Consider the following 26,752-nt stretch of genomic DNA (forward strand, 5'->3'; position numbering starts at 1 on the left):
GCCGTGTCAACGACCGTGGCCGTGGCGGGCCTTGCAGGGTCGGCTTCCGGCCGCCCTGCGCTCGAACACCAGGTCCCGGGCCGTGTCCAGCGCCGTGGCCACCGCGCCGAGCAGGACCGCGTCCTCGCCGAGCCGGCTCGGCGCGATCCGCGGGCGCAGCGGGGTGAGGGTGCGCACGTGCTCCTGGACCGGGCGCAGCAGCAGGTCGACGCTGTGGCCGACGCCGCCGCCGAGCACCACCAGGTCCGGGTCGAGCACGGCGGCGGCCGCCGCCACGGTGTGCGCGATCCGCTCGCCCTCCAGCTCCACCGCCCGCGCGGCGGCCGGATGGCCCTGCCGGGCCGCGTCGAAGACCGCCTTCGCCGTGAGCTGCCCGCTCATCCCGAACTCCCGGGCGGCCTCCACCACGGCCACCCCGGACACCGCGTCCTCCAGCCGCTCCGGCTTCTGCCGGCCCGGCCAGGGCAGGAAGCCGATCTCGCCGGCCAGCCCGTGCGCCCCCGTGAACAGCCGTCCCTCACTGACGACGCCCATCCCGAGTCCGGTGCCGATCAGGATGTACGCGAACAGCCGGCTGCCCCTGCCCACGCCGTACGTGTACTCGCCGAGCGCGGCCAGATTGGCGTCGTTGTGCACCTCCAGCGGCACGCCCAGCTCCTCGCGCATCCGGTCGACCAGCCCCGCCCGCCCCCAGCCGGGCAGATGCATCGCGTACCGCACCCGCCGCTGCTTCGGGTCGTAGACGCCGGGCGTGCCGACCACTGCGTGCACCACCTCGGCCGGGTCCACGCCCGAATGGGCGGTCACCTGGCGGGCGGTGCCCACGACCAGGTCGGCCAGCGCCGCGGAGGTGCGGGCCCGGTTGCGTACGTCGGACCGGGCGACGACCGTGCCGTCCAGGTCGGCCACCGCCACCCGCAGCCAGCCCCGGCCGATGTCCACGCCGAGCGCGTACCCGGCGGCCGGGTCGGGGGCGTAGAGCACGGCGGTGCGTCCGCGCTCCGGGGCGTGGGTGCCGACCTCGTGCACCAGGCCGGCCGTCTCCAGCGATGCCAGGGCGCTGGAGACCGTGGGCTTCGACAGGCCGGTTTCGCGGGCGAGTTGGGCGCGCGAGGCGGTGCCGAGGGTGCGCAGCCGGTCGAGCAGCAGCCGCTCGTTGGTGCTGCGCAGCCGTCGGCGGCTCCAGGGCTGCTCCTGCTGCTCATCGACGTCACTGGCGGTCATCGGACCATTCTCAGGTATTCCCGGCGCATACTTGACGCCTCTAGTAAGGCTCCTTAACTTTATCGGCCAGTCAGCCCGCCGGGTGCCGTCGAGGCCGCCCGTGGCGTCAGGAGTCCCCATGTCCGGTAGTCCGCCACCCGCGGGTGGTTTCCTCCGCCGTGTCGGCCTGTTCCAGGCCACGGCCATCAACATGAGCCAGATGTGCGGCATCGGCCCGTTCGTCACGATCCCGCTGATGGTCACCGCCTTCGGCGGTCCCCAGGCGGTCATCGGCTTCGTCGCGGGCGCCGTCCTCGCGCTGTGCGACGGACTGGTCTGGGCCGAGCTGGGCGCCTCGATGCCCGGCTCCGGCGGCAGTTACGTCTATCTGCGCCAGGCCTTCCAGTACCGCACGGGCCGGCTGATGCCGTTCCTGTTCGTGTGGACGGCGATGCTCTTCATTCCGCTGATCATGTCCACGGGCGTGGTCGGCTTCGTGCAGTACCTGGGCTATCTGGCCCCCGGTCTCGGGCGGACGGCGGGCGACCTGATCGGCCTCGGCATCATCGCCCTGGTCGTGCTCCTGCTCTGGCGCGGCATCGAGCACATCGCCCGGATCACCACCGTGATGTGGACCGTGATGATCGCCTCGGTGGTGCTGGTGATCACCGCGGCGGCCACCGACTTCAGCCCGCACCTGGCCTTCAGCTACCCGTCGGGCGCCTTCGACCTGACCGGCGACCACTTCTGGCTGGGCTTCGCCGCGGGCCTGACCATCGGCATCTACGACTACCTCGGCTACAACACCACCGCGTACATGGGTGCCGAGATCAAGGACCCCGGCCGTACGCTGCCGCGCTCGATCCTGTTCTCGATCCTCGGCATCATGGCGATCTACCTGCTCCTGCAGATCGGCACCCTCGGCGTCGTCGACTGGCAGCGGATGACCGACCCGCACGACATCGCCTCCACCTCGGTCGCCTCGGCGGTGCTGGAGGAGACCTGGGGCAAGGGCGCCGCCGACACGGTCACGGTACTGATCCTGATCACGGCCTTCGCCTCGGTCTTCACCGGCCTGCTCGGCGGTTCGAGGGTGCCCTACGACGCCGCCCGCGACCGCGTCTTCTTCCGGCCGTACGAGAAGCTGCACCCCAGACACCGCTTCCCGACGCTGGGCCTGGCGACCATGGGCCTGATCACCGCAGTCGGTTTCCTGATCGGCCGTCATACCGACCTGGCCACGCTCATCCAGCTGCTGACCACGGTGATGGTGATCGTCCAGGCGCTCGCCCAGATCGTGGCCCTGACCGTGCTGCGCCGGCGGCGGCCGGACCTGCGCCGCCCGTACCGGATGTGGCTCTACCCCCTGCCGAGCGTGATCGCGTTCGCCGGCTGGTGCGTGATCTACGGCTACGCCGACAAGAACTCCCCGGGCCGCCGCCCCATCGAGTGGTCGCTGGCCTGGCTGGCCCTCGGCTGTGCGGCCTTCGCCGTCTGGGCGCGACGGGAGAAGGTGTGGCCGTTCGGCGAGAGGGAGATCGCCGAGGAGTACAAGGCCCTTGAGATGAGCTAGAGCTACGGCAGTCTTCGCCAGCCTCCCCGGGCCGGACACCATGTCCGCCGGGGAGGCTGCGTTGATGACCCCGACACTCCCGGCGGACGTGACCGTCCGCCTCGCGACCCCGACCTGTCCGAGTTCGAGGGCGCCCTGCCCGGCCCGGACGGCACCTTCCGCAGCGAGTGCGTCGAGTACGCCTTCACCCGGCCGGGCTGGGCGCCGTACCTGTTCCTGAAGGACGAGCGTCCGGCCGGCTTCGCTTTCGTGCGCGGCCTGGACGGGCCGGTGCGGGTGCTGAACAGCTTCTTCGTGGTGCGCGGGGCACGACGGCGCGGTGCCGGCACGCACCTCGTACGGGACGTGCTGCGCCGGCATCGGGCGCGCCTGGACGCGCGAGCTCCGCCCGGTACCGGACCGGCCGGAGCTGCGCGCGGACGTGTGGATCTCGTTCACCGTGACCGGCTGAGCGGAGCCGGGGTCCGTCCGCGGCGCGTCCTCGACCGGCCTTACGGACGCCCATCAAGATCGCCCCTACGTGCCCTCCTTGACATGCAAGTAATTGCCTGCATAACGTTGAGTGTGCGATCAGAGGACGACACCGGGATGGACAAGGTCTTCAAGGCGCTGGCCGACGACACGCGCAGGCGTCTGCTGGACCGGCTCCACGAGAACAACGGTCAGACGCTGGGCGAGCTGTGCGAGCGGATCGCCATGACGCGCCAGTCCGTCACCCAGCATCTGGCCGTCCTGGAGGCCGCCAACCTGATCAGCACGGTGCGGCGGGGGCGGGAAAAGCTGCACTACCTCAACCCCGTACCGCTCCACGAGATCCAGGAGCGGTGGATCGACAAGTTCGAGCGCCCGCGCCTGAGCGCGCTCGGTGCCCTGAAGCGACGAGCCGAGGAAGCCATGGCCGACAAGCCGAGTTTTGTGTACGTCACCTACATCGCGAGCACGCCCGAGAAGGTCTGGGAGGCGCTCACCGACGCCGACCTGACGGCCGCCTACTGGGGCCACCGCAACGAGTCCGACTGGCGACCGGGCTCCCGCTGGGCGCACGTGCGCACCGACGGTTCCGGAACCGCCGACGTGGTCGGCCGGGTGGTGGAGAGCGAACCGCCGACCCGGCTGGTCACCACCTGGGCCGCGCCCGATCAGGAGGATCAGGAGGACCGGCACTCCCGCGTCACCTTCGAGATCCGCCCCCACGAGGACATCGTCCGGCTGACCGTCGTCCACGAGGACCTCAACGACGAGGGCGAGCGCTCGGAGGTCGCGTACGGCTGGCCGGCCGTGCTGTCCAACCTCAAGTCGCTGCTGGAGACCGGCCGCACGCTGCCGCAGGAGCCGTGGCTGGTGCCGGGACGCTGAGCGGGCACGGGAAAGGCCGGTCCGCCCGGGCGGACCGGCCTCCCATCCTGCGTGTCTTCCTTTCCTCGCATCTCCGGCTACGGCCTGGGCGTGCTCCTCGCCGCCGTACCGGCACAGACGAGTCCGAGTACGAGCGCGAGTGCGCCGATGATCACGTTGTTGATGATCACGCCCGCGTCCGGGCCCCTGCCCACGACCCAGGGGGCGATGATCATCCAGATGCCGATGGCGCACATGGCCCAGCTGAGGCCGTACATCCGCTCGGGGGCCCGGGTGAATCCCAGGGCGAGCAGCCCTATCGCGATACCCATGATCAGGTTGTGCGTCATGAGGGCGGGCTGGCTCGCCGTGTAGTGCACTATCCACGGAGATGCCGCGCAGTAGAGCCCGAGCAGGAAGACCGGCCCGTCCACGAGCGCCACATCACGACCGCCGAGCATGCGGGCGTAGCGTGCCCGCATTTCGGAGACATCGGGGTGGGTCGTCATATCACCCCTGTGCAGGTTGGCCATGACTCGTCTCCTTTGACTTTGCAGGCCAGACCGCGTCTGGTGCGGTGTGCGGATATATCCGCATGTTCCCAGTCTGCTCTTATTTATTCTTTATGTGTAGACCCACATCGGGTGACATGCCGGTACCGACACAGGGCAGCCGAAGGAGTACGGGACGTACGATGCGTTCGGCTGGCGACCTGGGAGGTGACCGTCCGTCATGGATGCGAAGGTGCTGGAGCGGTTCCCCGCCGGGGCCCCGCGCGGATCGTTGCCCGCGGAGGAGTACGCGGCAGCGCGCCGCGCCGCCGGCGAGCGGGTGACCGTGGTGATGGACCTGAACTCCGACGCCTTCCTCGTCGTGGCCGAGGTCGCCGACGCGCAGGACGACAGCCGGCCCTGAGCCGGGCCCCGGGCGCCCGCGGTACCGACTCCGCTCGGCGGCGCAGTGTCGTCGGCGAGCGGCCGACAGGTGATCGTGCCGGACCGTTCCCGCGGATCGCTGACGACATGGACAGCAGCCGGTGCACGTACCGGTGTCACACCTTCGTGAACTCCAACGGTCCGCGACACGAGACCGGTCGGGTTTTCCTTGACCGTCTCCCCGGCGGCTGCCACGAGGCCACCGCCTCCGGCCGGGAGTTGTGGGACGGCAAGAGCGTCGACCTGCACGGCGAGCACCTGCGGGTCGAGGAGGCGCAGCTCAGCCGGGTGCCCGACCCGGTGCCCGAGGTGTACTTCGGCGGCTCCTCGCCCGCCGCCGGCGAGGTCGCGGCCCGGTACGCGGACGTGTACCTCACCTGGGGTGAGCCGCCCGCGCAGGTCGCTGAGAAGATCGCCCGGATCCGGAAGCTCGCCGCCGGGCACGGCCGTACCCTGCGCTTCGGTATCCGGCTGCACGTCATCACCCGGGACACCTCCGAACAGGCCTGGGCGGAGGCGGACCGGCTGCTCGACGGCTTCGACGCGGTGACCGTACGGGCCGTCCAGGCGGGCCTGGCCCGCAGCGAGTCGGAGGGACAGCAGCGCATGCTCGCCCTGCACGGCGGCAGCCGGGAGAATCTGGAGATCCACCCCCACCTGGGGGCCGGGATCGGCCTGGTGCGTGGTGGCGCGGGCACCGCCCTGGTCGGCAGCCATGAGCAGGTCGCCGAGCGGATCAAGGAGTACCACGCCCTCGGCATCGACGAGTTCGTGCTCTCCGGCCACCCCCACCTGGAGGAGGCGTACTGGTTCGGCGAGGGTGTGCTGCCCCGGCTCGCCGCGCAGGGGCTGTGGGCGCACCCCGACGACACCGTGTCCGCCGCCTTCGCCCAGGTGCCGTTCGTGAGCTGACCAACCGGCCTTGGCAGACTGTGGGTTCATGACACAAGAACCGAACGACGTCTCGCCTGCCGTCACTTGGGGCCTGCTGGCCGCGTGGGCCGTGCACGACACCGAGGAAGTGGTGATGGTGCCGCGCTGGGTGCGCACCCATGTGCCTCAGCTGCGCAAGAAGTATCCCCGGGTGCCGGAGACGGTGTGGCGGCGGCTGGAGGCCGTGGACGCGCGGGAGTTCAACACCGCTGTCGCCGCGATGGCTGTGGTGCTGGCCGCCGCGGCGGCCGACGGCCACCGGACCGGGGGCCGCTCGGCCGTCTACCAGACGGCGCTGAACGCCTTCGGCCTGCACGGCCTGGTCCACCTGGCCCAGGCGGCCGCGATGCGCGGTTACACCCCGGGCTCCGCGACCACCCCCCTGGTGGTCCTTCCCTTCACCGTGTGGGCCCGTGGCCGGCTCCGCCGCTCCGGCGCCCTGCGCCCCACCCGGCCGCGGCAACTGGCCGAGGGCCTCGCCTTTGCCGCCACGGCCGCGGTCGGCACCCACGCACTGGCCCAGCGCCTGCTGCGCCGACGGTGACGCAGGGCGCCCCGACTCACCCGTCAAGAACGCCCACGGCCGCGCTGCTGCTGACAGCGGCCCCCGCTGCAGCGCCCCGGCGCCCGTACCAGCACCGGCGGTGAGGCGGGCGCCCCGGCTCCGGCGGCAGCGCCGCCGGTAGCCGCCCCGAGGGTGACGGGGAAGGCCCCTGGCCAAGGCTCGGCCGGCCCGCAGCCGCGTCGCCGGTCAGGGCGGCCCCGGCTGCAGCGCCCCCATGGGCTCAGCTGCGCCGGCGGCGGCGCAGGGCCCCTGGCACCGGTGGTCCTCAGCCCGCAGCACCCGTGTCGGTGCTGTCGGCGGCTCCCGGCCCGGTGGCCCCCAGGGCCCGCAGATGTGCCGCCCGGGACTCGGTCGTCTGTCCCTGGACCAGCAGGAACAGCGCTTCCCGGGCCAGGCGCTGGGCGCGGCTGGTCAGGGCCATCGACCGGCCGCCGCCGGCCACCACCGCCGCGGTGGTGGCCGTCCGCAGCACCTCGTACGACTCCGCGCGCACCGCCAGCCGCTCCGCGACCCGCTCCAGCGGTGCCGGATGGTCGGCCAGGGCGTAGGCGCGGCGGCGGACGTCGGCGAGCCGGGCCGTGAGCGGGGCGGCCGTCTCCGCGTCCAGCAGGGACAGGGCGGCCTCCGTGAGGCCGAAGACCGCCGGGTTGGCGTTGAGCGTCCTGGCCCGGTCCAGGGGCGCCAACCGCTCGTACGGCATCCGCAGGGCGACCGACTCCTCCGGCAGCCACAGTCCGGTCAGTTCCAGCGAGACCGTGCGCGCGGCGGTGAGTGCGGCGAGGCGCATCGGTTCCGAGGCCCGCAGCCCCGGCTGGACGCGCGCCTCGGCGAAGGCGAGCACCGCCTCGCCCGCATCGGTCATCCCGGCGAGCAGCATCACGTCGTTCAGGCCCCACCCGGTGTACCAGGGCACGGTCCCGTCGAACCGCCAACCGCCGCCCTCCCGGCGCACGCGCACCGGGACACGCGGATACGAGCGCAGATGCGCGTACGCCACCCCGGACATCAGCTCGCCCCGCGACAGCGGACCCAACAGCCGCTCCCGGACGGGGAGTTCGCTCTGCGCCAGAATCTGTACGGGCGTGTGGTGCTGGGTCTGCACGAACCATGTCGAACAGCACGCCCCGGCCAGGATCTCCGCGGTCCGGCGGACCACGTCCGGCGGGGCGCCCGAGCCGCCGGACGCGACCGGAGCGCCCACCCCGAGCAGCCCCGACCTCTTCACCGCCTCGATGTGGCTCACCGGAACGCCCTCCTGGTCGACCCGCTCGGCCTCGGGGAGCAGCAGGTCCGTGGCGAGCCGGTGGGCGCGGTCGAGGAGCGGATGCGGCGTGGTGGCTGTCATACGGAGGATTCTGTCGAACATTTCCCCGGCGCCTTGTCGATCCCGGGGCCGGTCGTTCGGGCAGGACGTGACAGGCATGCGAGAGACCCCGAAGTCACCGAGGAGGACAGCATGAAGCACTACCTGCTCAGCGGGACGTCGAGGCCTTCAACGACGAGTTGCGCGCGGCCGGAACGTGGGTGTTCGCCGGCGGTCTGCACGGCCCGGAGACCGCCACCGTGCTCCGCCCGAAGGACGGCGACGTGCTCATCACCGACGGCCCGTATGCCGAGGGCAAGGAGGCGTACCTCGGCGGACTCCACCTGATCAGGGCCGCCGACCTGGACGAGGCCCCGGAGTGGGGCCGCAGGGCCGCCCTCGCCACCACCCTGCCCATCGAGCGACGCGTCCAGAGCCGAGGCCAAGGGCCCGGCCACGGCGCTCGACCCGGGCCGCCATCACGTGCTGCACGCCGTCCGCGCCGAGCTGCTGCGCTGCCTGGGCCGCACCGCCGAGGCGGCGACCGAGTGCGGCCTCGCCGCCGAACTGGCCGGAAGCGAGGCCGGGCGGCCTCACTTGCGGCGACGCCGACACGAGACCGGCCCCACTCAGACGTGACCCGCGTCACCCCGGGGCGCCGGAATGAACTTGAGAACGTGAAAGGTTGGCAAATACATCCATGCCGCCTAGGCTCGGGCCGAATCAGCCCGAGCACACCTGCGAGGCACCCGTGAACCACTCCGCCACCGAGCAGCCCGCCGACATCGTGTCCCGGCTGCGCGCCACCTTCGCCACCGGCCGCACCAGGCCCGTCGAGTGGCGCACCGGCCAGCTGCGCCGCCTGCGCGCGATGCTCACCGAGCGCGGCGCCGACCTCGCCGCCGCCCTCCACGCCGACCTCGGCAAGAGCAGCACCGAGGCCCACCGCACCGAGATCGACTTCACCGTCCGTGAGATCGACCACACCCTCGACCACCTCGCGGACTGGCTGCGCCCCGAGCCCGCGCCGGTCCCGGCCCACCTCGGCGCCGACGCCAGGGCCTGGACGCAGTACGACCCGCTCGGCGTCGTCCTCGTCATCGCGCCCTGGAACTACCCGGCGCAGCTGCTGCTCGCCCCGATGGTCGGCGCCCTGGCCTCCGGCAACGCGGTCGTCGCCAAGCCCAGCGAGCTGGCCCCGGCCACCTCGGCCGCGCTGGCCGAGCTGATCCCGGCCTATCTCGACACCGACGCGGTCGCCGTCGTCGAGGGCGGCGTCCCGGAGACCACCGCCCTGCTGGCCGAGCGCTTCGACCACATCTTCTACACCGGCAACGGCGCCGTCGGCCGGATCGTCATGCGCGCCGCCGCCGAGCACCTCACCCCGGTCACCCTCGAACTCGGCGGGAAGTCCCCGGCGTTCGTGGACCGCGACGCCGACCTCGACGTGGTCGCGGACCGGCTTGCGCGCGGCAAGTTCCTCAACGCCGGCCAGACCTGTGTGGCCCCCGACTACGTGCTGACCGACCCGGAGACCGCCCCCGTCCTGGAGGCGGCACTCGTCCGGGCCGTGGAGGCGCTGTACGGCACGGACCCGGCGGCCTCGCCCGAGTACGGCCGGATCGTCAACGAGCGGCACTTCGACCGGCTCTCCGGCCTGCTCGACTCCGGTCGGATCGCGGTCGGCGGCACCAGCGACCGTACGGCCAAATACATCGCGCCGACCGTCCTCGTGGACGTCGACCCCAAGTCGCCCGTCATGCAGGAGGAGATCTTCGGCCCGATCCTGCCCGTCGTCACCGTGTCCGGCCTGGACGAGGCGATCGACTTCATCAACGACCGCGACAAGCCGCTCGCGCTGTACGTCTTCACCGAGTCCGAGCAGACCCGTGCGCGCTTCGCCGCCGAGACCTCCTCCGGCGGACTGGGCCACGGCCTGCCCCTCGCCCATCTCACCGTCTCCGACCTGCCGTTCGGCGGCGTGGGGGAGAGCGGCATGGGCAGCTACCACGGCCGCTACTCCATCGAGACCTTCAGCCACCGCAAGGCGGTCCTGGAGAAGCCGCTGAGCTGAACTGCCGTGCGTGGCACGGCAGCTGTGCGGCACTCCGCCGAGTGAGCGCTGAAATGATCACTGCGGACGCCTCCGGCGCCTTCGCAGTGCGCGACCTGCCCGTCCACCGCATCGGCTTCGGAGCCATGCGGCCGACGGGCAGCGCCGCGTTCCACCTCGGCACGCCCAGTGGCCGCGCACGCTCCATGGCCGTGCTGCGGCGGGCCGTCGAACCGGGCGTGAACCACATCGACACCGCCGCCTTCTGCTTCTCCGCCACGCGCTCCGCCAAATGAACTGATCAACACCGCCCTCGCCCCGTACGCCGACGACCTGGTCATCGCCACCAAGGTCGGCCCCTTCCGCGACCACTCCGGCGAGTGGGGCACCTCGGCCCGCCCCGACCAGCTGCGCGGCCACGTCGAGGAGAACCTGTGCCGGCTGGGCCGCGACCACCTCGACGTGGTCCACCTGCGGCGGATGCGCCAGGACTCCGTCGCCGAGCACTTCGGCGCGCTCGCCGAACTGCGCGAGGCCGCCCTGATCCGGCACCTCGGCATCTCCGCGGTCGAACCACGCCACCTCGCCGAGACACTGGAGATCGCCCCGGTGGTGTCCGTGCAGGACCGGTACGCCCTGGACCGCCGCGACCCCGTCGCCGGCGAGGCCGACACCCAAGACGTCACCGGACGCGACATCGCCCGCGCCCACGGCGTGAGCCCCGCGCGGATCCGCATCGCCTGGACCCTGCACCAGGGCCCGCACGTCCTCGCCATCCCCGGCACCGGCAACCCGGACACCTCGTGGAGAACGTCGCCGCGGGCGCCGTGCGCCTCACGGCGGACGAACCGAAACGGCTGGACGCGCTGGACAGCGCCGCCGGCTGACTGGTTTTTGAATGGGGCCCGGGCACGGCCGTACGAAGGTCCGATTGACTACCATCGTGTAGACGGTCGTACGGGCCGCAGACGAGGACGGGGTGAGGAACGTTCCATGACCGAGGCGAAGGACGAGCGCCGGCCGGCGGGCGAGCTCGAAGCGAGCGTCATGGCCGCGCTCTGGGCCGCGGGCAGCCCCCGGACGCCCGGCGAGGTCCAGCGGAGCCTCGGCACGGACCTGGCCCGTACGACGGTGACCACGATCCTCACCCGCCTGTACGACAAGGGAGTCGTCGAGCGGCACCGCCAGGGCCGGGGCTACGCCTATGTCCCCGTCCGTGACGTCCAGGACGCCCACGGCCTCACCGCCCGCCGGATGCACAGCGAACTGGACCGGGACAGCGACCGCGAGACGGTCCTCGCCCGCTTCGTCGCCCAGCTCAGCCCCGACGACGAACGCATTCTGCGGGACCTGCTCGAATCCGGCGAACGATGACCGCACTGCTCCTGCTGCCCCTGCTGCTGCCGTTCGCCCTGCCGGCCCTGGCCCGCCGGGCGCTGGACCGGCTCGTCCCGGTGGCCGCGCTGTGGGCCGTCACCACCTGTGCGGTCCTCCTCGCCGGCTGCTCACTGGCCGCCCTCGGCGCATTCGTGCTGACCGGACTCCTCAAGATCCCGCTCTTCGCCGCGCTCGGCGAGCTGATCCATCCGCTGCACACCGCCTCGGACCTCGTCGTGCTGCCGGCCGCCGCGACGTCCGTCGGGGCGCTCGCCGTCTGCGGCTGGACCCTCGTCCGCTCGGTGCTGCACCAGGGCCGTGCCTTCCGCGCGGCCCGGACGGAGGCCGGGCGCGGACCCGCGGCCGGCGACCTGTGCGTGGTGGACTCGCCCCGCCCGGATGCCTACGCGCTGCCCGGCCGCCCGCACCGCATCGTCGTCACCACCGCGATGCTCCGCAGCCTGGACGGCCCCGAGCGGGAGGCGCTGTTCGCACACGAGCGGGCCCACAACGACGGCGGCCACCACTATTTCCTCGCCGCCGCCGAACTCGCCGCGCACTGCCATCCGGCGCTGCGCCCGGTCCGCGAGACCATCCGCCTCGCCGCCGAGCGCGCCGCCGACGAGGCCGCCGCCGCCCGGGTCGGCGACCGGCGCCTGATCGCCCGGGCCATCGCCCGCGCGGCACTCGCCGGGGAGGCCGCCCGCTCCCCGCGCCCCGGCTTCGCCGCCGCCGCCACCACCGGCCCCGTCCCGCAGCGCGTCCAGGCCCTGCTCGCCGCTCCGCTCGTGCCCCGGGCCGGCCGGACGATCGCCGGCCTCCTCATCGCCTGCACCGCCGTCTCGTGTGTGGCATCGGCCGCCGGAATGGCCGACGTCCACCACCGGGTCGAGGTCGCCCAGGGGGACGAGACGCCCTGACGCCGCCGCCCCCGCGCCGGGGAGCGTCCTGTCGGTCACGGTCCGGGCCGGACGGGGGAGCCACGTGGGCCGATGGCGGCGAGGTGGCGGTGTCCGGCGGACCAGGGCCCGGTCAGGTGGCGGGCAGCGGTCGGTTTCCGTGCGGGTGCAGGCGGTCGGTGAGGAAGGCCAGGATCTCGTCGCGGGCCCGGACCGTGGGGTGGCCGCCCTCGTCGACGAGATGGGCGGTGACGACGCTGTGCGGGGTGCCGACCAGGTCGGCGAAGAAGGGCGGCGGGGAGGGGTTGGCGGCGCTGTCCGGGAGGACACGCCCGTCGAAGGCGTCGCCGAGCAGCGCGCGGTAGGCGGCGAAGCGCTGCCCCGTGCACCAGCGGTCGCCCTCGAAGCGGTAGGCGAGGACGGTGAGTCCGTCGCGGTCGAGCCGGTCGCGCACCGCTCGCGCGTCCGCCGCGTCGAGTTCGAGTCCGCCGGGGTCGTCGAGCGGCAGCGACGGGTGGTTGACCACCGGGGCGATCACCGCCGGCTCCAGGGCCATGGTGAGGGCGAAGTTGCCGGTGAAGCACAGGCCGATCGCGCCCACCCCCGGCCCACCGCACGCGGTGTGGGCCTGGCGCGCCAGGCCGCGCAGCCAGACCGTCACCGGGCTGGTGCCGCCCCCGGCGAAGGCGCGGAACTCCGCGCTGACACAGGCGCGGCGGACGACCTCCCGGCCGCCCTCGACCGTGGGAAAGGCGCCGTCCGTCCCGAACAGGGAGGGCACATGCACGGTGAAGCCCGCGTCCCGCACCCAGCGCGCGAGCCGCAGGACGTCGGGACTGATGCCCGGCATCTCGGGCAGCACCACGACCGCGGGACCGGCCCCGGCCACGTACACCGTTTTCTCCACCCCCTCCACGGTCACGCTCCGGCGGGTGAAGTCGGTCATCGGATCGTCGTCGCTCATGGGGCCAGCCTGGCCCCTGGGCCGGGCGCCGGGTGAGGGGCGGGATCGCCAAGGCCGGGGGTAATCTCGCCACACGAGGGATGCGAGCGGCACGCGGTCGGCAGCCCGGCGCACGGGGACACCAGGGGGTGGGGGAGCGATGGCTGAAGCGGCGCGGCAGGCGGAGGACGGTGCGTGTCCGGGCGCCGGACCGGGTGCGCTGCGGGTCGGGGTCCTGGCGTACCCGGACTGCTTCGCGTCCGAAGTGTTCGGTGTCCCCGACCTGTTGACGATGGCCGGGCATGTCGCCGGAGCCGACGCGCCCGGCTACCGGGTGTCGGTCGTCTCGCCCCGCCGCCGGGTCACCGCCTCGGGCGGCGCGAGCCTGGACGTGCGTCCCCTGCGCGAGGTCGACGTCCTCGTGGTCCCCGGCTTCGAACTGCGCCCGGACGCGGATCTCGACGCGCGGCTCGCCCGGCTCGCCCCCGAGATCGCCGCGATCCGCGCGCAGGCCGCGGCCGGCACCGCCGTCGTCTCCCTCTGCGTCGGCGCGTTCCTGCTCGCCGAGGCGGGGCTCCTCGACCGGCGCAGGGTCACCACCTCCTGGCTGCACGCGGGCGAGCTGGCCAGGCGCTGCCCGGACGCCGACGTGCGGCCCGAGCACCTCGTCGTCACCGACACGGGAGTGACGACCACGGCCGCCTTCAGCGCCATGTACGACTTCGCGCTGGACCTGATCCGCCGCAACAACGGCGACCGCGTGGCCCGTACCACCGCACGGCTGGCGCTGGTCGACGACGCGCGGACCTCCCAGACCCCGTACGTCGACCCGCGGCTCCTCCCGCAGCCCGGCCGGGAGTTCTCCCAGCGGGTGATGCGGCGGCTCGACCAGAACCTCGCCGAGCGGTACGACCTCGCCGCGCTCGCGGACGCCTTCCGGGTCAGCCCCCGTACGCTGCTGCGCCGCTTCGCCGAAGAGACCGGACGCAGCCCGCTGGCCCATCTGCAGGCCTCCCGGGTCCGGCGCGCCCGCCATCTTCTGGAGACAACCGACCGCACCGTCGCCGCCGTCGCCGCGGCCGTCGGCTACCAGGACCCCGGCACCTTCGCCGCCCTCTTCGCCCGCCACACCGGCCACCGCCCGAGCGCGTACCGGGCCGCCTTCCGCCGCCCGGCCCGGGCGTCCGTCCCGGACGGCGTCTAGGAAAATTTCCGATCACCGGACCGTCGGCCCGGCCTGCCGCCGACGACGCGGGAACACGCCCGTCGCAACGCGCGTAGAACAGGGACTGGCATCCGTCGGGTTTTACGTATAACCTCACCCGCTAACCACCCCCACCGGAAGGTCCCGATGCGACGCGTCGCCCTGGTCACCCTCGTCGTCGACGACTACGACGAGGCCATCCGCTTCTACACCGAGGCCCTCGGCTTCCGGCTGGCCGAGGACGTCCCGCGCCCCGACGGCTCCCGCTGGGTCGTGGTGGAGCCGGGAAGCGACGGAGCCGGAACGGGTCTGCTCCTGGCCCGCGCCAAGGGCGAGGACCAGCGGGCCCGGATCGGCGACCAGACCGGCGGACGCGTCGGGTTCTTCCTGCACACCGACGACTTCGCCCGCGACCACGCCCGGATGACCACGGCCGGCGTGACCTTCCTGGAGGAGCCCCGCCACGAGCCGTACGGCATCGTCGCCGTCTTCCAGGACCTCTACGGCAACCGCTGGGACCTGCTCCAGCCCGCCCCCTGACCTTGAGAACCACCCGCGACCCACTCCTGAGGAAAGCCCTGCCATGACCGCGCCCCGCATCGACATCGAGACCCTCCGCCGGCTCCCCAAGGCCGTGCTGCACGACCACCTCGACGGCGGCCTGCGCCCCGCCACCGTCGTCGAACTCGCGGCGGAGATCGGTCACACCCTGCCCACCACCGACCCCGACGAACTGGCCGCCTGGTACTTCGAGGCCGCGAACTCGGGCGACCTGGTCCGCTACATAGCCACCTTCGAGCACACCCTCGCCGTGATGCAGACCCGTGAGGGCCTGCTGCGCACCGCCGAGGAGTACGTCCTCGACCTCGCCGCCGACGGTGTCGTCTACGCCGAGGTGCGCTACGCCCCCGAGCTGAACACCAGGGGCGGGCTGACGATGAGCGAGGTCGTGGAGACCGTGCAGGAGGGCCTGGCCGCCGGTATGGCCAAGGCCGCCGCGGCGGGCACCCCCGTCCGGGTCGGCACCCTGCTGTGCGGCATGCGGATGTTCGACCGGGTCCGCGAGGCCGCCGACCTGGCCGTCGCCTACCGGGACGCCGGGGTCGTCGGCTTCGACATCGCCGGCGCCGAGGACGGCTTCCCGCCCGCCGACCACCTGGCCGCCTTCGAGCACCTGCGCCGCGAGAACGTGCCCTTCACCATCCACGCCGGTGAGGCGCACGGCCTGCCCAGCATCCACCAGGCCCTGCAGGTGTGCGGCGCCCAGCGCATCGGCCACGGCGTGCGCCTCACCGAGGACATCCCCGACCTCGCGGCCGGCAAGCTCGGCCGGCTCGCCTCCTGGGTGCGCGACCGCCGTATCGCCCTGGAGATGTGCCCCACCTCGAACCTGCAGACGGGCTGTGCCACCTCGATCGCCGAGCACCCGATCACGGCCCTGAAGGACCTGGGCTTCCGGGTCACCCTCAACACCGACAACCGTCTGGTGTCGGGTACGACGATGACCCGCGAGATGTCCCTGCTGGTCGAGGAGGCCGGCTGGACCGTCGAGGACCTGCGTACGGTCACGGTGAACGCCCTCAAGAGCGCGTTCATCCCGTTCGACGAGCGCAAGGCCCTCATCGAGGACGTGATCCTGCCGGGTTACGCGGCAGCGCTCTGAACGAGCCCCCTGAGGTAGGCGGCCTGTCCGACGTGCTGAAGGTCGTCGGACAGGACGCTCACCAGGCGCACCCCCAGACTGACCGGGGGATCCCAGCGCTCGTCCACGATCCGCTCCAGATCCTTGGCGGCGAGCGAGCGCAGCGCGCCGAGCGTCTGCTCGTGGACGGCGTCGTAGTACCCGGTCAGCTGGTCGGCCGACTCGACCCGCACCTTCGTGACCTTCGCGGGACTGTGCCCGTATCCGGTGTCGTGGCGGGGCAGGCCGAGGCCGAAGCGTTTCTCCCAGCCCTGGGACAGCCACACCTGGTCGAGGTCGAAGGCGTCGGCGATGTGGTCGTCCTGGACCCGGGTGAGATGCCAGACGAGCCAGGTGATCGAGTTGGCGTCGGGGGCGGGGCGGTGGTGCAGCTCCTCCGGTCCGAGGCCGTCGAGGGCGGCATGGACTTCTTCCTGGATGCGGCCGTAGCCGTCGATGAGGATGTCCTTTGCATGCATACCGTCCACCATCCCAAACCCCGGGCGCTCACGCGTCCGGAATCCGGCTCCCGTGGAAAGCGGGCGGCACCCGCTCCGGCAGCTGCACCCGCGCCACCGGCCTCCCCGGTGAAGTCCTGCGCCGCGAGGATACGAACGCCGCCCCCGCCCGCCGCGGCGCACCTGCTCAGCGGGTGCGCGCCGGTGGCGCCGCGACATGGACAACGCGTTCACTCGCGGGAATTCCTGCGGCCGGTCGTCCGACACCCGCTGTGCGCCCGGCCGTTTTGCGTCCGCGGCGGAGAACGGCCGGATGGCGGAGGACGGCCGGCATGGCGGAGGACGGCCGGCATGGCGGAGGACGGCCGGAATCAGGAGGCCTGGGAGCCTTCCCGGGAGGGCGCCAGGTCCCCTGTTTCGAGGAGCGTGACCAGCGCGCGGGCCGCCGGGCTGGTGGCCCGTTCCGGCGGCAGCAGGGCCACGGTCTCGTACTCCGCCTCGCCCGTGCCCTTCAGCGGCAGCGCCGTGAGAGACGGCCGCTTGTGCCGGAAGTGCCGGGGTACGACCGCGATCCCCAGGTTCTCGTCCACCAGGTCCAGCAGGCTGTGCACGTCGTTGACCTCCAGCGCGACTGTGCGCCGCACACCGGCCGCGGTGAACGCGGCGTCGGTGGTGCGGCGCGGCCCCCAGTCCGGGTGGAAGTCCACGAAGACCTCGCCCGCCAGGTCGTCCGGAGTCAGCACCGCGCCCGCCGAAGCCAGCCGGTGGCCGGGATGGCACAGCACGGTCATCGGCTCGCTGGTCAGCGACACAGACCGCAGCTGGTCGCTGTCGGCCTGGGTGCGGTAGGCGAAGGCGAGGTCGAGCCGGCCGGCCCCGACCTCCTCGGCCAGCGCGCCCGAACCGGCCTGCCGCAGCCGGATCTCCACGTCCGGATGACGGCCCCGGAACGCGGCCAGCAGCCGGGCCACCTGCACCCCGGCGATGCACTGCTCGGTGCCCAGGGCCAGGGTGCCGCGCAGCACACCCTGTACCGCCGCGACCGCTTCGTGCGCCGCGCGCACCTGCGCCAGGATCCGCTCGGCCTCCACCAGCAGCGCCCGCCCCGCCTCGGTGAGCGTCACCCGGCGGGTGGTCCGCACGAACAGCGGCGCCCGCAGCTCCCGTTCCAGCGCCCTGATGGACGCCGACAGCCCCGACTGGGACACCATCAGGCGTTCGGCGGCCCGGGTGAAATGCCGGTCCTCGGCGACGGCGGCGAAGTGCTGGAGATGGCGCAGTTCCATGATTGAGAAGCCTAATCGCTGAATACCATCGGATTCTTCTGTTGGACCGCTGCCCGGCGGGCGGGGAAGAGTGGGAAGCGGTTGCCCGGAGCGCAGGCTCCCGGGAGCCGCGACGACCGTGACCGTGTGCCAACCCCTCTGGAGTCGCGTTGTACACCGCACACCCCGACCGTTACGCCGACATGCCCCACCGGCGCACCGGACGCAGCGGGCTGAAACTGCCCGCGCTGTCCCTCGGCCTGTGGCACAACTTCGGCCCGGACCGGCCCGTCGAGACGCAGCGGGCCATCCTGCGGCGCGCCTTCGACCTGGGCGTCACCCACTTCGACCTCGCCAACAACTACGGCCCGCCCCCCGGCGCCGCCGAGTCCGCGCTCGGCGAGGCACTCAGGGCCGACTTCGCGCCGTACCGCGACGAGCTGGTGATCTCCACCAAGGCCGGCTACCTCATGTGGCCCGGCCCCTACGGCGAATGGGGCTCGCGCAAGTACCTGCTGTCCTCGCTCGACCAGAGCCTGACCCGGATGGGCCTGGACTACGTCGACATCTTCTACTCGCACCGCCCCGACCCGGACACTCCGCTGGAGGAGACGATGGGCGCGCTGCACACCGCGGTGCAGCAGGGCAAGGCCCTCTACGTCGGCGTCTCCAACTACTCTGCGGAGCAGACCCGCGAGGCCGCGCGCATCCTCGCCGACCTCGGCACCCCGCTCCTCATCCACCAGCCGCGCTACTCGATGCTCGACCGGCGGCCCGAGGACGAGGGACTGCTCGACGCCCTGGACGAACTGCAGGTCGGCTCCATCGTCTACTCCCCGCTGGAGCAGGGCCTGCTCACCGGGCGCTATCTCGACGGCATCCCGGAGGACTCCCGCGCGGCGAGCGACAGCCCCTTCCTGAACTCGGACGCGGTCACCGAGGACCTGGTCGCCCGGCTGCGCGCCCTCGACGAGATCGCCAAGTCCCGCGGCCAGACCCTGGCCCAGCTGGCCCTGGCCTGGGTGCTGCGCGGTGGCCGGGTCACCTCGGCACTGGTCGGCGCGAGCAGCCCCCGGCAGATCGAGGACAGCGTCGGCACCATCCGCAACCTGGACTTCGACGCCGGGGAACTGGCCCGGATCGACGCGATCGTGAAGCACTGAGCACTCCGTGCACGGACACCGGCCACCGGGGCGGTGAGGGCGGCTGCCGAGGGCATCCGGGTGCCGCCTGGGGAAACCGAACGCACCCGGCGCTGCCTTGGGGGGCCGTGGACGCCGGGTGGCGTGACGGGGCCGGTCGGTCGGGATGCCTCGTCGTCCGCCCGGATCAGGGGCCGACAGCGGCCGCCCCGCAGTGGACGCCGTCCGCCCGGCGGCCCGTCGTCTCGCCGGACGGGGCGGCGGGACAACCGGTCCCCGTCACCTCCGGGATCGTCTTCAGCCGGCGGGCGGAGCCATGAACCGGGCGGGTCCGGGTGCCGCGGGTGCCCGTGGCCCGGCCCCCGGGTCTTCCGGGCGAGGTGCCGGGCGAGGCCGGGGTCGACGAGGCTGCCGGGATGCACGGAGAAGGCCCGCACCCCCTCCGCCCCGTCGACCGTGCTGCGGACCTCGACCGGCCGGGGGTGCCGGAGAACTCGGCTCCGTCAGGGAACCGTCCGCCGGGGCAGACCCTCCCCCGCGGTCGAACCCGTCGCCGGCCGGGCGGTGTCAGACATCCGCCGGGACGCGGTCCAGAAAGCCCAGGACCTGCCGGATCCGGCCCTCCTCGTCCAGTGTGACGACGTCGAACCCCGCCACCGGCGCCGAGCCGTCGGCCGCGTTCACCAGCTCCCAGCCGAAGCGCGCGGTGTCGTGGTGCCCGTCCACCGCGCCGAGCGGACGGAAGACGAACCCCGGGAACTGCTCGTGCACCGCCGCGATCACCGCCGCGATGCCCTCGTGGCCGCGGACCTCGGCGAGGGGGTCGGTGTAGCCGCCGTCCGCCGTCCATGCGGCGGCGACCGCCTTCTTCAGCGCCTCCGGCTCGGTGGCGTTCCAGGCCTCGAAGTAGCGGGCGGCGGCGGTCTCGTAGCGGTCGGTGTTCACGGACATGGTGAATCAGCCTCCATCGAGGTCGTAGCTGCTGGTCGGAGCCGGATCCGGGGCTTCGCCGATCCGGTGTGACCACCATGCCGGAGGTCCGAGGGGCGGGTCGATTACCTGCCGGGTCATGCCCGGGCGCGCACCTGCCGGTGAATTCCGGCCAGAACACCCGGTGAATATGCCAACAGACTGGCCGGAAAGTCATGGTGACACCGTTTCAGGAGTGGCGATACTCGAACGCCAGGGGCACTTCACCGCACAGGAGCCGCACGCAGAGCGAGGTCCAGGCCGGCACACCAGCGAGGCGACGGGGGAGTGAGACATGCACGACGAATTCCTGTGCCATGTCACGGCGTACGGCATGTGCGACGGCCGGCGCATCGGCGTACCGCTCGGCACCTATCGCGCGCCGACGCTGGCCCTGGCCCTGTGGTGGCTGCGGGACCGGGCGTCCTGGATCGCCGAGCGCCTCGACCCGAGCCCGGAGGACCTGGCCTTCCCGGCGGGCGCGCTGGTGCCGGTCGCGGACACGGTCGCCGACGTGCCCGCCCTGTTGCGTGCCTGGTGTGCCGATGACGTCCGGCAGGAGCTGGTGGCCGACGAGCTGGCGGGCGGACGGCTGGTGCGGATCGCCGCCAGCGACGACACCACCGAGTACGAACTGCTCGCCGAGTCCGTGGACGCGCTGCGCATGCAGCGCACCCTGCCGGTGCTCGTGGTGCCCGTCGCCTGACACGTGTCCATGACGCCGACCCTGCCGCAGGACGACGTCCTGCACCCCGGCTCACCGCGCACGCCCCTGTCCTGTGCCGCCGAACCGGGCTTTCCCGAGGACGCCCCCCGTGACGAGCGGCGTGCCCGGACGGATGGGGTGGCCGGTGTCCGGGACTTCAAGGCCGGTTCACCTCGCCCTGCCTTCGCAGCGGGCGCGCCAGCAGGCCGCCCAGGAAGCCCGCGACCAGTCCCCACACTGCGCCCAGGCCCACCGCCTGCCACAACCGTGGCTTGAGGAACAACTCTCCGGACAGCCCGCCGCCCAGATCCCCGATGCCGAGCAGGGAGAGTCCGTAGTGCGCCGAACTGCGGCCCGCCAGACAGATCATCAGCACCGCCAGCGCCAGCGCCACGGCCAGGTGAACGGCGTGCTGCCACAGGCGGATCCGGGCCGGTGAGCGGACCGCCATGCGGAAGGCCACGACCAGCAGCAGGATCGCGTCCACGGCCACCAGCCACCACCACCGGCCGTCGTGGTCGGTGAGCGAGCCCATGTTCAGCGCGGAGACGTCCGGGGTGCGCAGGATCGCGTCCAGGACGTGCGGCATCGGCAGGCCGAACGGCCCGTCCACGCGGCCGTTCCAGGACGCCCCCATGCCGAGGGTCAGGGCCAGCCAGGCCAGATTGGGCAGGCCGAGCAGAATCAGCGCGAAGGTCTCCGGGACGTGCCCACGGGTGGCCGCCGTGATCAGCGCGACGACGAGGCCGATCACGACGTAGGCGAGGAGCAGGACCACCACCGCGTGCGCGGCCGGGCGCACCGACTCCTGGAAACGCAGCAGCCGAGCCGGCAGCGGCGCCCCGTACGCGACCAGCAGCGCCAGCAGCAGCACTCCGGCCAGCCACAGCAACCCGAACAGCACCGTCAGCGGCACGTCCGTGGTGAACCCCACCTTCGGCGCCACGTCGAACAGCCCTGTCAGGTCGCTGAGGGCGCCGCTGCCCACGTCGACGGCGAACGTCTGCCGGGCGCCGAAGGCCAGGCCGATCAGCACGAGCAGCCACAGCACCGCGATCCGGGCGGCCCAGCCGGCCAGTTCACCCGCCGAGGCCACCGCCCGGTGCCGCAGCGGGCGCAGGAAGCCCGCGCCGATCACCAGGGCACCGGCCAGGGTCACCGAAAGGGGGATCACGGTGATCCCGGCCCGGGTCTGCGCCAGTACCCCCGCGTTGCCGGAGAGTTCCACACTGCCGCCCACCGCCGTGACCAGGGTCGCGGCCACCACCCGCGGGAACGCGCCGTCCGGCAGGCCCGCTGCTCCGGCCGCCCACAGTCCGAGCGCTGAAACCAGCACCATGACGGCCAGCCCGGTCAGCACCGTCGCCACGGCCCGCGCCCAGCCGTGGTGGGCGGCGGGCCGCGCGGAGACGGTCGGAGCGCTCACGCTTGCCACGCTAAGCAGCGGCCCGGCACGGCGCCCGCCGGGTGGGCCGTCCGCGTCGGCTTGCGAGCCTCGGCACCCTGCGACACATCAAGCGGCGTATCACGAACGATCGCTGCGATCGCGACCGGAACGCGACGGGAAGAAGGGCACGTGAGCGCCGAGTTTCCGTCTCCTGGCCGCCCGACAGGACCGCCGCCCGGCCACGTCACCTGTGCGGTCGGCGGCGGATCGTCCACGTCGTCCTCGGAGCGGCAGACGACAGGATCCGCGCCGTCGCCGGGGGACTCCGCTCCCGGCGAGTCGGCGGTCAGGCCGCACAGCCGCAGCCGCAGGGCTCGCCGTCGGAGTGAGCAGGGGGAGTCTGCTGGGCGCGTGACCGTCGCCACTGTGCGCGGTGGGCGAACGCCCCGGGGGACTGCCGAGCCCGGCTCGGGGTACGAGGACAGGTGCAACAGTGACCGGCCGGACCGGGTTTTCGAGAGAGACGGCATGACCAAGCATCTGGGCGGGACAGTGATACCGACTGGTTTCGACGTACCCGTGGAACCGCTACGGCGCGCGGCGCATTACACCGGCGAACCCGGATGCATCGCCGAGGCGCGCGTCTTCGCGGCCCAGTTCCTGGAGCAGTTGCGAACCGAGTGGTGCGCCACCCTTGACCGGCGCGCCGACGGCGAGCTGCTGCTGGTCGTGAGCGAACTGGTCACCAACGCCGACCAGCACAGCAATGGCCCGTTCATCCTGGAACTGGAGGGCACGGACAGCGCCGTCACCGTGTGCGTGTACGACAGCAGCACCGCCCTGCCCCGCCGCTACCCCAAGAACCCCGAACGCGTGGGGCGCCACGGTCTGGAGATCGTGTGCGCCCTGGCCTCGGAGGTCACCGCGGAGCGCGTTCCGGTCGGCAAGCGGGTGCGGGCCCGCTTCGAACTGCAGCGCTGAGGCGGCGGACGCACCGCCGCCTCAGGGGCGTGCCGCACTCGCAGCCGGCTCAGGCGCAGCCCAGCTCGCCGAGCATCCCCGCGCGCAGCCGGGTGATGATCCGCTTGATCAGCCGGGACACGTGCATCTGGGAGCAGCCGAGTCGTTCCCCGATCTCCGCCTGGGTGGCCTCCTCGACGAACCGCATATGGATGATCTGCCGGTCCCGCTCGCTGAGTTGCGCCATCAGCGGGGCGAGCGCGTGGTAGTCCTCGACGAGCCGCAGCCCCTCCTCCTCGACGCCGATGAAGTCCGCGAGCACCGCCTCGCCGTCCTCGGGGCCGTCGCCGGTGAGCGCGGCGTCCAGGGACGCGGAGTTGTATCCGTTGGAGGCGAGCTGGGCCTCGACCACCTCGTCCTCGGAGATGTTCATCAGTGTGGCCAGCTCGCTCACCGTCGGATCCCGGTCGAGCCGGCTGGACAGCTCCTCGCGCGCCTTGGCCAGCTCCACCCGGGCCTCCTGGAGCCGGCGCGGCACATGCACGGCCCAGGTGGTGTCCCGGAAGAAACGCTTGATCTCGCCCACGATGTACGGCAGGGCGAAGGACGTGAACTCCACCTCGCGTGCCAGCTCGAACCGGTCGATGGCCTTGATCAGGCCGATCATGCCGGTCTGGACGATGTCCTCCATGTCGTCGCCGCGGCCCCGGAACCGTCCGGCTGCGAAGCGGACCAGCGACATGTTCATCTCGATGAGCGTGTTGCGCGCGTACTGGTACTCGTGCGTGCCTTCCTCCAGCTCGGTCAGCCGGCGGAAGAACTGGCGGGACAGCTCCCGCGCGTCACGGGGCGCGACGGACGCCGGGTCCGCGATGCCAGGCAGTGACCCCTCGCCCGTCCTGTCCTGCTCGGTCCTCATGGTGACCTCTGCTTCCGACCGGATCCCGGCGGTGTTCATTACCTCTCCCACGAAAGTCACGGTTCTCCGTCTGCCTCGGCGGCTACTTTGCCCGTTTCTTACCGTTTGTTCTGGATACCCGGAGCGCTCTGTTTTCATGCGCGCCGGTGGTGCCGCTCACGGGGCGGGTACCCCCGGTCACGTCTCGCATGCACACGGAGTTGCTCAGTGGCGGGAAACAGGCCTCTCGGATTTCCCTCAGGGCGCAATGCCGAGCCCTTGTCCGATGGCCCACCGCCCCTACGCTGACGTGGGTGACCAACCAGGTGAGCAACGAAGCCCGAGTGATCCCCCTGCGACCGGCGCCCGCCCGTCCGGCGGAAGGCGAGTCCGCGCCCACGCGTCATGCAGAGAGCACACAGAGCACAGAGACCAAGGAGCCGTTGTGGCGCGATCTGGTCGGTGAGGTGCTGCGCCGCGAGCGGCGGGCGCAGGACCGCACCCTCAAGGACGTGGCCGACGCGGCCAGGATTTCGCTGCCCTATCTCTCCGAGATCGAGCGCGGGCGCAAGGAGGCGTCCTCGGAGGTCCTCGCCGCCGCAGCGCACGCACTCGGCCTGGGCCTCGCCGACCTGCTGTCCCTGGCCCACGCCGACCTGACCCGCCGCACGACCCCGCACCCCCGCCCCTCCACCGCCCGCCCCTGCAACACCCTCTGCCTGGCAGCCTGAGCCGCCCCGGCGTTACGGCAGGCTCCGTCTCTGGTGGCCCGAGCGGCGCGCGGGGGCGAGGGGCTCCCCGGCCGCCCGAGGGCGTATCGACGCTGCGGAGGTCCTGCGCCCGTGTACGGCAACCGGGTGACGGCAATGGAGCGACCGTCTCAGCGGACCCGGTCCCGGCCGTGGGGGCGGTGCACCGCAGCCGAGCGGCCTCCCTGGCCGGCCGGGTCCCGCGACGGGCCGTGCCCGGGCCGTCCGCCTTCGGCCCGGCCACTCGCCCCGCGACCCCGCGCCCTCCCGATCACCTGGTCCGACCCGCCGGGGCACTTACCCGGCGGCCCTGGGATCACCTGGCCCGACCCGCCAGGGCGGATCACCGGCGGCCCGGCGACCACCCGAGATGCCCCGGCCGCGCCACCCGGCGGGCGTGTCACTTCTCGCGGAGCCGGCGGAAGAAGGCCCGGATGTCGGGAATCAGGAGGTCCGGCTCCTCCATCGCTGCGAAGTGGCCGCCGCGGTCGAACTCGGTCCAGCGGACGAGGTTCTCGGTGCGCTCCGCCTTGTGCCGCAGTGGAATCTGGGGGTCGGCCGGGAACACGGCCAGCGCGGTCGGCGCGGTCGACGGCGCGGCCGGTCGGGCGGCCCGGGCGCCGGTGACGTGGGCCCGCTCGTAGTAGATGCGGGCGGACGAACCCGCCGTACCGGTCAGCCAGTACAGCATCACATTGGTCAGCAGCCGGTCCCGGTCCACCGCATCCTCCGGCAGGTCCTCGCAGTCCGCCCACTCCCGGAACTTCTCGACGATCCAGGCGAGTTGGCCGACGGGTGAGTCCGTCAGGGCGTAGCCGAGGGTGTGCGGACGGGTGGACTGCAGGGCGGCGTACCCTGCGCCGTCGCGGAACCATGCGTCCCACCGGCGCCAGGACAGCAGCGTCCGCTCCCGCTCCTCGGGGCCGAGCGCGGCGAGCTCCTCCTCGGTCGGCTCGCTGAGCGCCTGCGCGCCCGGCAGCAGATTGAGGTGGACGCCGATCACCCGGTCCGGATGGACGCGGCCCAGCTCGCGCGAGATACCCGCGCCCCAGTCGCCGCCCTGCAGCCCGAACCGCTCGTAGCCGAGCCGCCGCATCAGCTCCGCCCAGGCGTCGGCCACCCGGCGCGCCTCCCAGCCCTGCTCGGTGGTGGGCCCGGACAGCCCGAAGCCGGGGATGCTCGGCACCACGACGTGGAAGGCGTCGGCCGCGTCCCCGCCGTGCGCCACGGGGTCGGTCAGCGGGCCGACCACATCCAGGAACTCCACGATCGAGCCCGGCCAGCCATGGGTGAGCAGCAGAGGTGTGGCGTCCGGCTCCGGGGAGCGGACGTGCGCGAAGTGGACCGTGGCGCCGTCGATGGTGGTGGTGAACTGCGGCCACCGGTTCAGCTCGGCCTCGGCGGCGCGCCAGTCGTACTCGTGCCGCCAGTACCGGACCAGCTCCCGCAGATAGCCGGCCGGGACTCCGTACTCCCAGCCGGCTCCGGGCAGTTCGGCCGGCCAGCGGGTGCGGTCGAGTCGGTCGTACAGGTCGTCGAGGTCACTCTGTGGGACGGACAGCCGGAAGGGTTCGATGCGTTCGGCAGGTGTGGAGGGCATGATCGGGATGCTAGGCGGGGACCCCGTTCACCCGCACGGAGTAATCGGCGCTCCCGCCGATGAGTTTCGCCGCGAGGACCGGTCCACACCGATGACCGCGTTCCCCGCCCAGGAGGTACTCATGACCACCGACGGATTCGTCACGTGTCTGTGGTTCGACGGCCAGGCCGAGGAGGCCGCCGAGTTCTACGTCTCGGTCTTCAAGAACTCGAGCATCGGCCGCATCGGCCGCCACACCGAGGCCGGTCCCGGCCCGGCAGGCTCCGTGCTGGTGGTCGAGTTCACGGCCAACGGCCAGAAGTTCATCGCGCTCAACGGCGGCCCCCAGTTCACCTTCAACGAGGCCATCTCCTTCCAGATCCTCTGCGCCGACCAGAGCGAGATCGACTACTACTGGACCAGGCTCACCGAGAACGGCGGCGAGGGCGGCCCCTGCGGCTGGCTCAAGGACAGGTACGGGGTTTCCTGGCAGGTCGTCTACGACCGGATGCCCGACCTGCTCGGCGACCCCGACCAGGAGAAGGCGGCCCGCACCATGAAGGCCATGATGAGCATGGGCAAGCTGGACGTCGCCGCGCTGGAGAAGGCGTACGCGGGGGAGTAGTGGACCTCCG

General features: G+C 72.6%; 26 protein-coding genes and 3 pseudogenes. 19 read left to right on the forward strand and 10 right to left on the reverse strand.

Going from position 1 to position 26,752, the window contains the following annotated elements; translation table 11 throughout:
* Window positions 1-6: 6 nt before the first annotated feature.
* Window positions 7-1,224 carry an ROK family transcriptional regulator gene (locus ACZ41I_RS07045; protein ID WP_468513384.1) on the reverse strand — a complete coding sequence of 406 codons (1,218 nt, stop codon included), beginning with the start codon at window positions 1,222-1,224 and terminating at the stop codon, window positions 7-9.
* 118 nt (window positions 1,225-1,342) lie between these two features.
* Between ACZ41I_RS07045 and ACZ41I_RS07050 the strand changes: the two genes are divergently transcribed.
* The 4 genes and pseudogenes from ACZ41I_RS07050 to ACZ41I_RS07065 all read left to right on the forward strand — a co-directional run bounded on the left by ACZ41I_RS07050 (window position 1,343) and on the right by ACZ41I_RS07065 (window position 4,132).
* On the forward strand, window positions 1,343-2,776 hold the full coding sequence (locus ACZ41I_RS07050; protein ID WP_468513385.1) for an APC family permease: 1,434 nt from the start codon (window positions 1,343-1,345) through the stop codon (window positions 2,774-2,776).
* 249 nt (window positions 2,777-3,025) lie between these two features.
* Window positions 3,026-3,085 (forward strand): annotated as a pseudogene (locus tag ACZ41I_RS07055) (GNAT family N-acetyltransferase); the annotation flags it as partial.
* Between the two features lie 10 nt (window positions 3,086-3,095).
* Window positions 3,096-3,227 (forward strand): hypothetical protein, encoded by a 132-nt coding sequence (locus tag ACZ41I_RS07060; protein WP_468513444.1) that lies wholly within the window; start codon window positions 3,096-3,098, stop codon window positions 3,225-3,227.
* A gap of 137 nt (window positions 3,228-3,364) precedes the next feature.
* Window positions 3,365-4,132, forward strand: coding sequence for an ArsR/SmtB family transcription factor (locus tag ACZ41I_RS07065; protein ID WP_468318388.1), 768 nt, complete (start codon window positions 3,365-3,367; stop codon window positions 4,130-4,132).
* Window positions 4,133-4,209: 77 nt separating this feature from the next.
* Here the strand turns inward: ACZ41I_RS07065 and ACZ41I_RS07070 are convergent, their stop codons facing one another.
* Complete coding sequence (locus ACZ41I_RS07070) at window positions 4,210-4,644, reverse strand: SPW repeat protein (protein ID WP_399762551.1); 435 nt, start codon at window positions 4,642-4,644, stop codon at window positions 4,210-4,212.
* Window positions 4,645-4,830: 186 nt separating this feature from the next.
* Between ACZ41I_RS07070 and ACZ41I_RS07075 the strand changes: the two genes are divergently transcribed.
* Entirely contained in the window at window positions 4,831-5,958 is a 1,128-nt protein-coding gene (locus ACZ41I_RS07075; RefSeq protein ID WP_468513386.1) for an LLM class flavin-dependent oxidoreductase, read from the forward strand.
* A 28-nt stretch (window positions 5,959-5,986) separates the two neighbouring features.
* On the forward strand, window positions 5,987-6,523 hold the full coding sequence (locus tag ACZ41I_RS07080) for an HXXEE domain-containing protein (RefSeq protein WP_399762548.1): 537 nt from the start codon (window positions 5,987-5,989) through the stop codon (window positions 6,521-6,523).
* A 286-nt stretch (window positions 6,524-6,809) separates the two neighbouring features.
* Here ACZ41I_RS07080 and ACZ41I_RS07085 read toward each other — a convergent pair whose 3' ends face one another.
* Complete coding sequence (locus ACZ41I_RS07085) at window positions 6,810-7,889, reverse strand: acyl-CoA dehydrogenase family protein (RefSeq protein WP_399762546.1); 1,080 nt, start codon at window positions 7,887-7,889, stop codon at window positions 6,810-6,812.
* Window positions 7,890-8,011: 122 nt separating this feature from the next.
* Between ACZ41I_RS07085 and ACZ41I_RS07090 the strand changes: the two are divergent.
* The 5 genes and pseudogenes from ACZ41I_RS07090 to ACZ41I_RS07110 all read left to right on the forward strand — a co-directional run.
* Window positions 8,012-8,275 (forward strand): annotated as a pseudogene (locus tag ACZ41I_RS07090) (YciI family protein); the annotation flags it as partial.
* A gap of 323 nt (window positions 8,276-8,598) precedes the next feature.
* Window positions 8,599-9,921 (forward strand): aldehyde dehydrogenase family protein, encoded by a 1,323-nt coding sequence (locus ACZ41I_RS07095; RefSeq protein ID WP_468318236.1) that lies wholly within the window; start codon window positions 8,599-8,601, stop codon window positions 9,919-9,921.
* Window positions 9,922-9,962: 41 nt separating this feature from the next.
* Window positions 9,963-10,787: pseudogene (locus ACZ41I_RS07100) on the forward strand (aldo/keto reductase).
* Window positions 10,788-10,893: 106 nt separating this feature from the next.
* Window positions 10,894-11,274, forward strand: a complete 381-nt coding sequence (locus tag ACZ41I_RS07105; RefSeq protein ID WP_363218471.1) for a BlaI/MecI/CopY family transcriptional regulator — start codon at window positions 10,894-10,896, stop codon at window positions 11,272-11,274.
* The gene (locus tag ACZ41I_RS07110) at window positions 11,271-12,197 is read left to right on the forward strand and encodes a M48 family metalloprotease (protein WP_468513387.1); all 927 of its coding nucleotides are present in this window, start codon (window positions 11,271-11,273) and stop codon (window positions 12,195-12,197) included. The genes ACZ41I_RS07105 and ACZ41I_RS07110 overlap by 4 nt, the downstream gene beginning before the upstream one ends.
* Before the next feature lie 112 nt (window positions 12,198-12,309).
* On the opposite strand, the gene ACZ41I_RS07115 is transcribed toward ACZ41I_RS07110, so the two are convergent.
* Window positions 12,310-13,140, reverse strand: a complete 831-nt coding sequence (locus ACZ41I_RS07115) for a dienelactone hydrolase family protein (RefSeq protein WP_363218469.1) — start codon at window positions 13,138-13,140, stop codon at window positions 12,310-12,312.
* A gap of 139 nt (window positions 13,141-13,279) precedes the next feature.
* Between ACZ41I_RS07115 and ACZ41I_RS07120 the strand changes: the two genes are divergently transcribed.
* The 3 genes from ACZ41I_RS07120 to ACZ41I_RS07130 all read left to right on the forward strand — a co-directional run bounded on the left by ACZ41I_RS07120 (window position 13,280) and on the right by ACZ41I_RS07130 (window position 15,986).
* Window positions 13,280-14,323 (forward strand): GlxA family transcriptional regulator, encoded by a 1,044-nt coding sequence (locus tag ACZ41I_RS07120; RefSeq protein WP_468513388.1) that lies wholly within the window; start codon window positions 13,280-13,282, stop codon window positions 14,321-14,323.
* Between the two features lie 147 nt (window positions 14,324-14,470).
* The gene (locus ACZ41I_RS07125) at window positions 14,471-14,863 is read left to right on the forward strand and encodes a VOC family protein (protein WP_363218467.1); all 393 of its coding nucleotides are present in this window, start codon (window positions 14,471-14,473) and stop codon (window positions 14,861-14,863) included.
* 43 nt (window positions 14,864-14,906) lie between these two features.
* Window positions 14,907-15,986 carry an adenosine deaminase gene (locus tag ACZ41I_RS07130; protein WP_468513389.1) on the forward strand — a complete coding sequence of 360 codons (1,080 nt, stop codon included), beginning with the start codon at window positions 14,907-14,909 and terminating at the stop codon, window positions 15,984-15,986.
* Here ACZ41I_RS07130 and ACZ41I_RS07135 read toward each other — a convergent pair.
* Together ACZ41I_RS07135 and ACZ41I_RS07140 are read right to left on the reverse strand one after the other, a co-directional pair.
* Window positions 15,968-16,483 carry a mycothiol transferase gene (locus tag ACZ41I_RS07135; RefSeq protein WP_468513390.1) on the reverse strand — a complete coding sequence of 172 codons (516 nt, stop codon included), beginning with the start codon at window positions 16,481-16,483 and terminating at the stop codon, window positions 15,968-15,970. The genes ACZ41I_RS07130 and ACZ41I_RS07135 overlap by 19 nt on opposite strands.
* Window positions 16,484-16,833: 350 nt before the next feature.
* Window positions 16,834-17,748, reverse strand: coding sequence for a LysR family transcriptional regulator (locus tag ACZ41I_RS07140; RefSeq protein ID WP_363218464.1), 915 nt, complete (start codon window positions 17,746-17,748; stop codon window positions 16,834-16,836).
* 149 nt (window positions 17,749-17,897) lie between these two features.
* Between ACZ41I_RS07140 and mgrA the strand changes: the two genes are divergently transcribed.
* Window positions 17,898-18,890, forward strand: a complete 993-nt coding sequence (gene mgrA / locus ACZ41I_RS07145) for an L-glyceraldehyde 3-phosphate reductase (protein ID WP_468513391.1) — start codon at window positions 17,898-17,900, stop codon at window positions 18,888-18,890.
* A gap of 546 nt (window positions 18,891-19,436) precedes the next feature.
* Here the strand turns inward: mgrA and ACZ41I_RS07150 are convergent.
* Window positions 19,437-19,820 (reverse strand): nuclear transport factor 2 family protein, encoded by a 384-nt coding sequence (locus ACZ41I_RS07150; RefSeq protein ID WP_468513392.1) that lies wholly within the window; start codon window positions 19,818-19,820, stop codon window positions 19,437-19,439.
* A 313-nt stretch (window positions 19,821-20,133) separates the two neighbouring features.
* On the opposite strand from ACZ41I_RS07150, the gene ACZ41I_RS07155 reads away from it, so the two are divergent.
* Window positions 20,134-20,544 carry a hypothetical protein gene (locus ACZ41I_RS07155; RefSeq protein ID WP_363218461.1) on the forward strand — a complete coding sequence of 137 codons (411 nt, stop codon included), beginning with the start codon at window positions 20,134-20,136 and terminating at the stop codon, window positions 20,542-20,544.
* 157 nt (window positions 20,545-20,701) lie between these two features.
* On the opposite strand, the gene ACZ41I_RS07160 is transcribed toward ACZ41I_RS07155, so the two are convergent.
* Window positions 20,702-21,970, reverse strand: coding sequence for a streptophobe family protein (locus tag ACZ41I_RS07160; RefSeq protein WP_468513393.1), 1,269 nt, complete (start codon window positions 21,968-21,970; stop codon window positions 20,702-20,704).
* A gap of 489 nt (window positions 21,971-22,459) precedes the next feature.
* Between ACZ41I_RS07160 and ACZ41I_RS07165 the strand changes: the two genes are divergently transcribed.
* A complete protein-coding gene (locus tag ACZ41I_RS07165; RefSeq protein ID WP_399762530.1) occupies window positions 22,460-22,912 on the forward strand; it encodes an ATP-binding protein in 453 nt (150 codons plus the stop codon).
* A 49-nt stretch (window positions 22,913-22,961) separates the two neighbouring features.
* Here ACZ41I_RS07165 and ACZ41I_RS07170 read toward each other — a convergent pair whose 3' ends face one another.
* On the reverse strand, window positions 22,962-23,849 hold the full coding sequence (locus ACZ41I_RS07170) for an RNA polymerase sigma factor SigF (protein WP_363218474.1): 888 nt from the start codon (window positions 23,847-23,849) through the stop codon (window positions 22,962-22,964).
* Between the two features lie 254 nt (window positions 23,850-24,103).
* Here ACZ41I_RS07170 and ACZ41I_RS07175 point away from each other — a divergent pair, with 254 nt between their 5' ends.
* Window positions 24,104-24,520, forward strand: a complete 417-nt coding sequence (locus ACZ41I_RS07175) for a helix-turn-helix domain-containing protein (RefSeq protein ID WP_468513394.1) — start codon at window positions 24,104-24,106, stop codon at window positions 24,518-24,520.
* A gap of 418 nt (window positions 24,521-24,938) precedes the next feature.
* Here ACZ41I_RS07175 and ACZ41I_RS07180 read toward each other — a convergent pair whose 3' ends face one another.
* Window positions 24,939-26,138 carry an epoxide hydrolase family protein gene (locus ACZ41I_RS07180; protein ID WP_468318254.1) on the reverse strand — a complete coding sequence of 400 codons (1,200 nt, stop codon included), beginning with the start codon at window positions 26,136-26,138 and terminating at the stop codon, window positions 24,939-24,941.
* Window positions 26,139-26,259: 121 nt separating this feature from the next.
* Between ACZ41I_RS07180 and ACZ41I_RS07185 the strand changes: the two genes are divergently transcribed.
* Complete coding sequence (locus ACZ41I_RS07185; RefSeq protein WP_468513395.1) at window positions 26,260-26,742, forward strand: VOC family protein; 483 nt, start codon at window positions 26,260-26,262, stop codon at window positions 26,740-26,742.
* The last annotated feature ends 10 nt before the right edge of the window (window positions 26,743-26,752 follow it).

Source organism: Streptomyces sp. NPDC030799, from assembly GCF_055572255.1.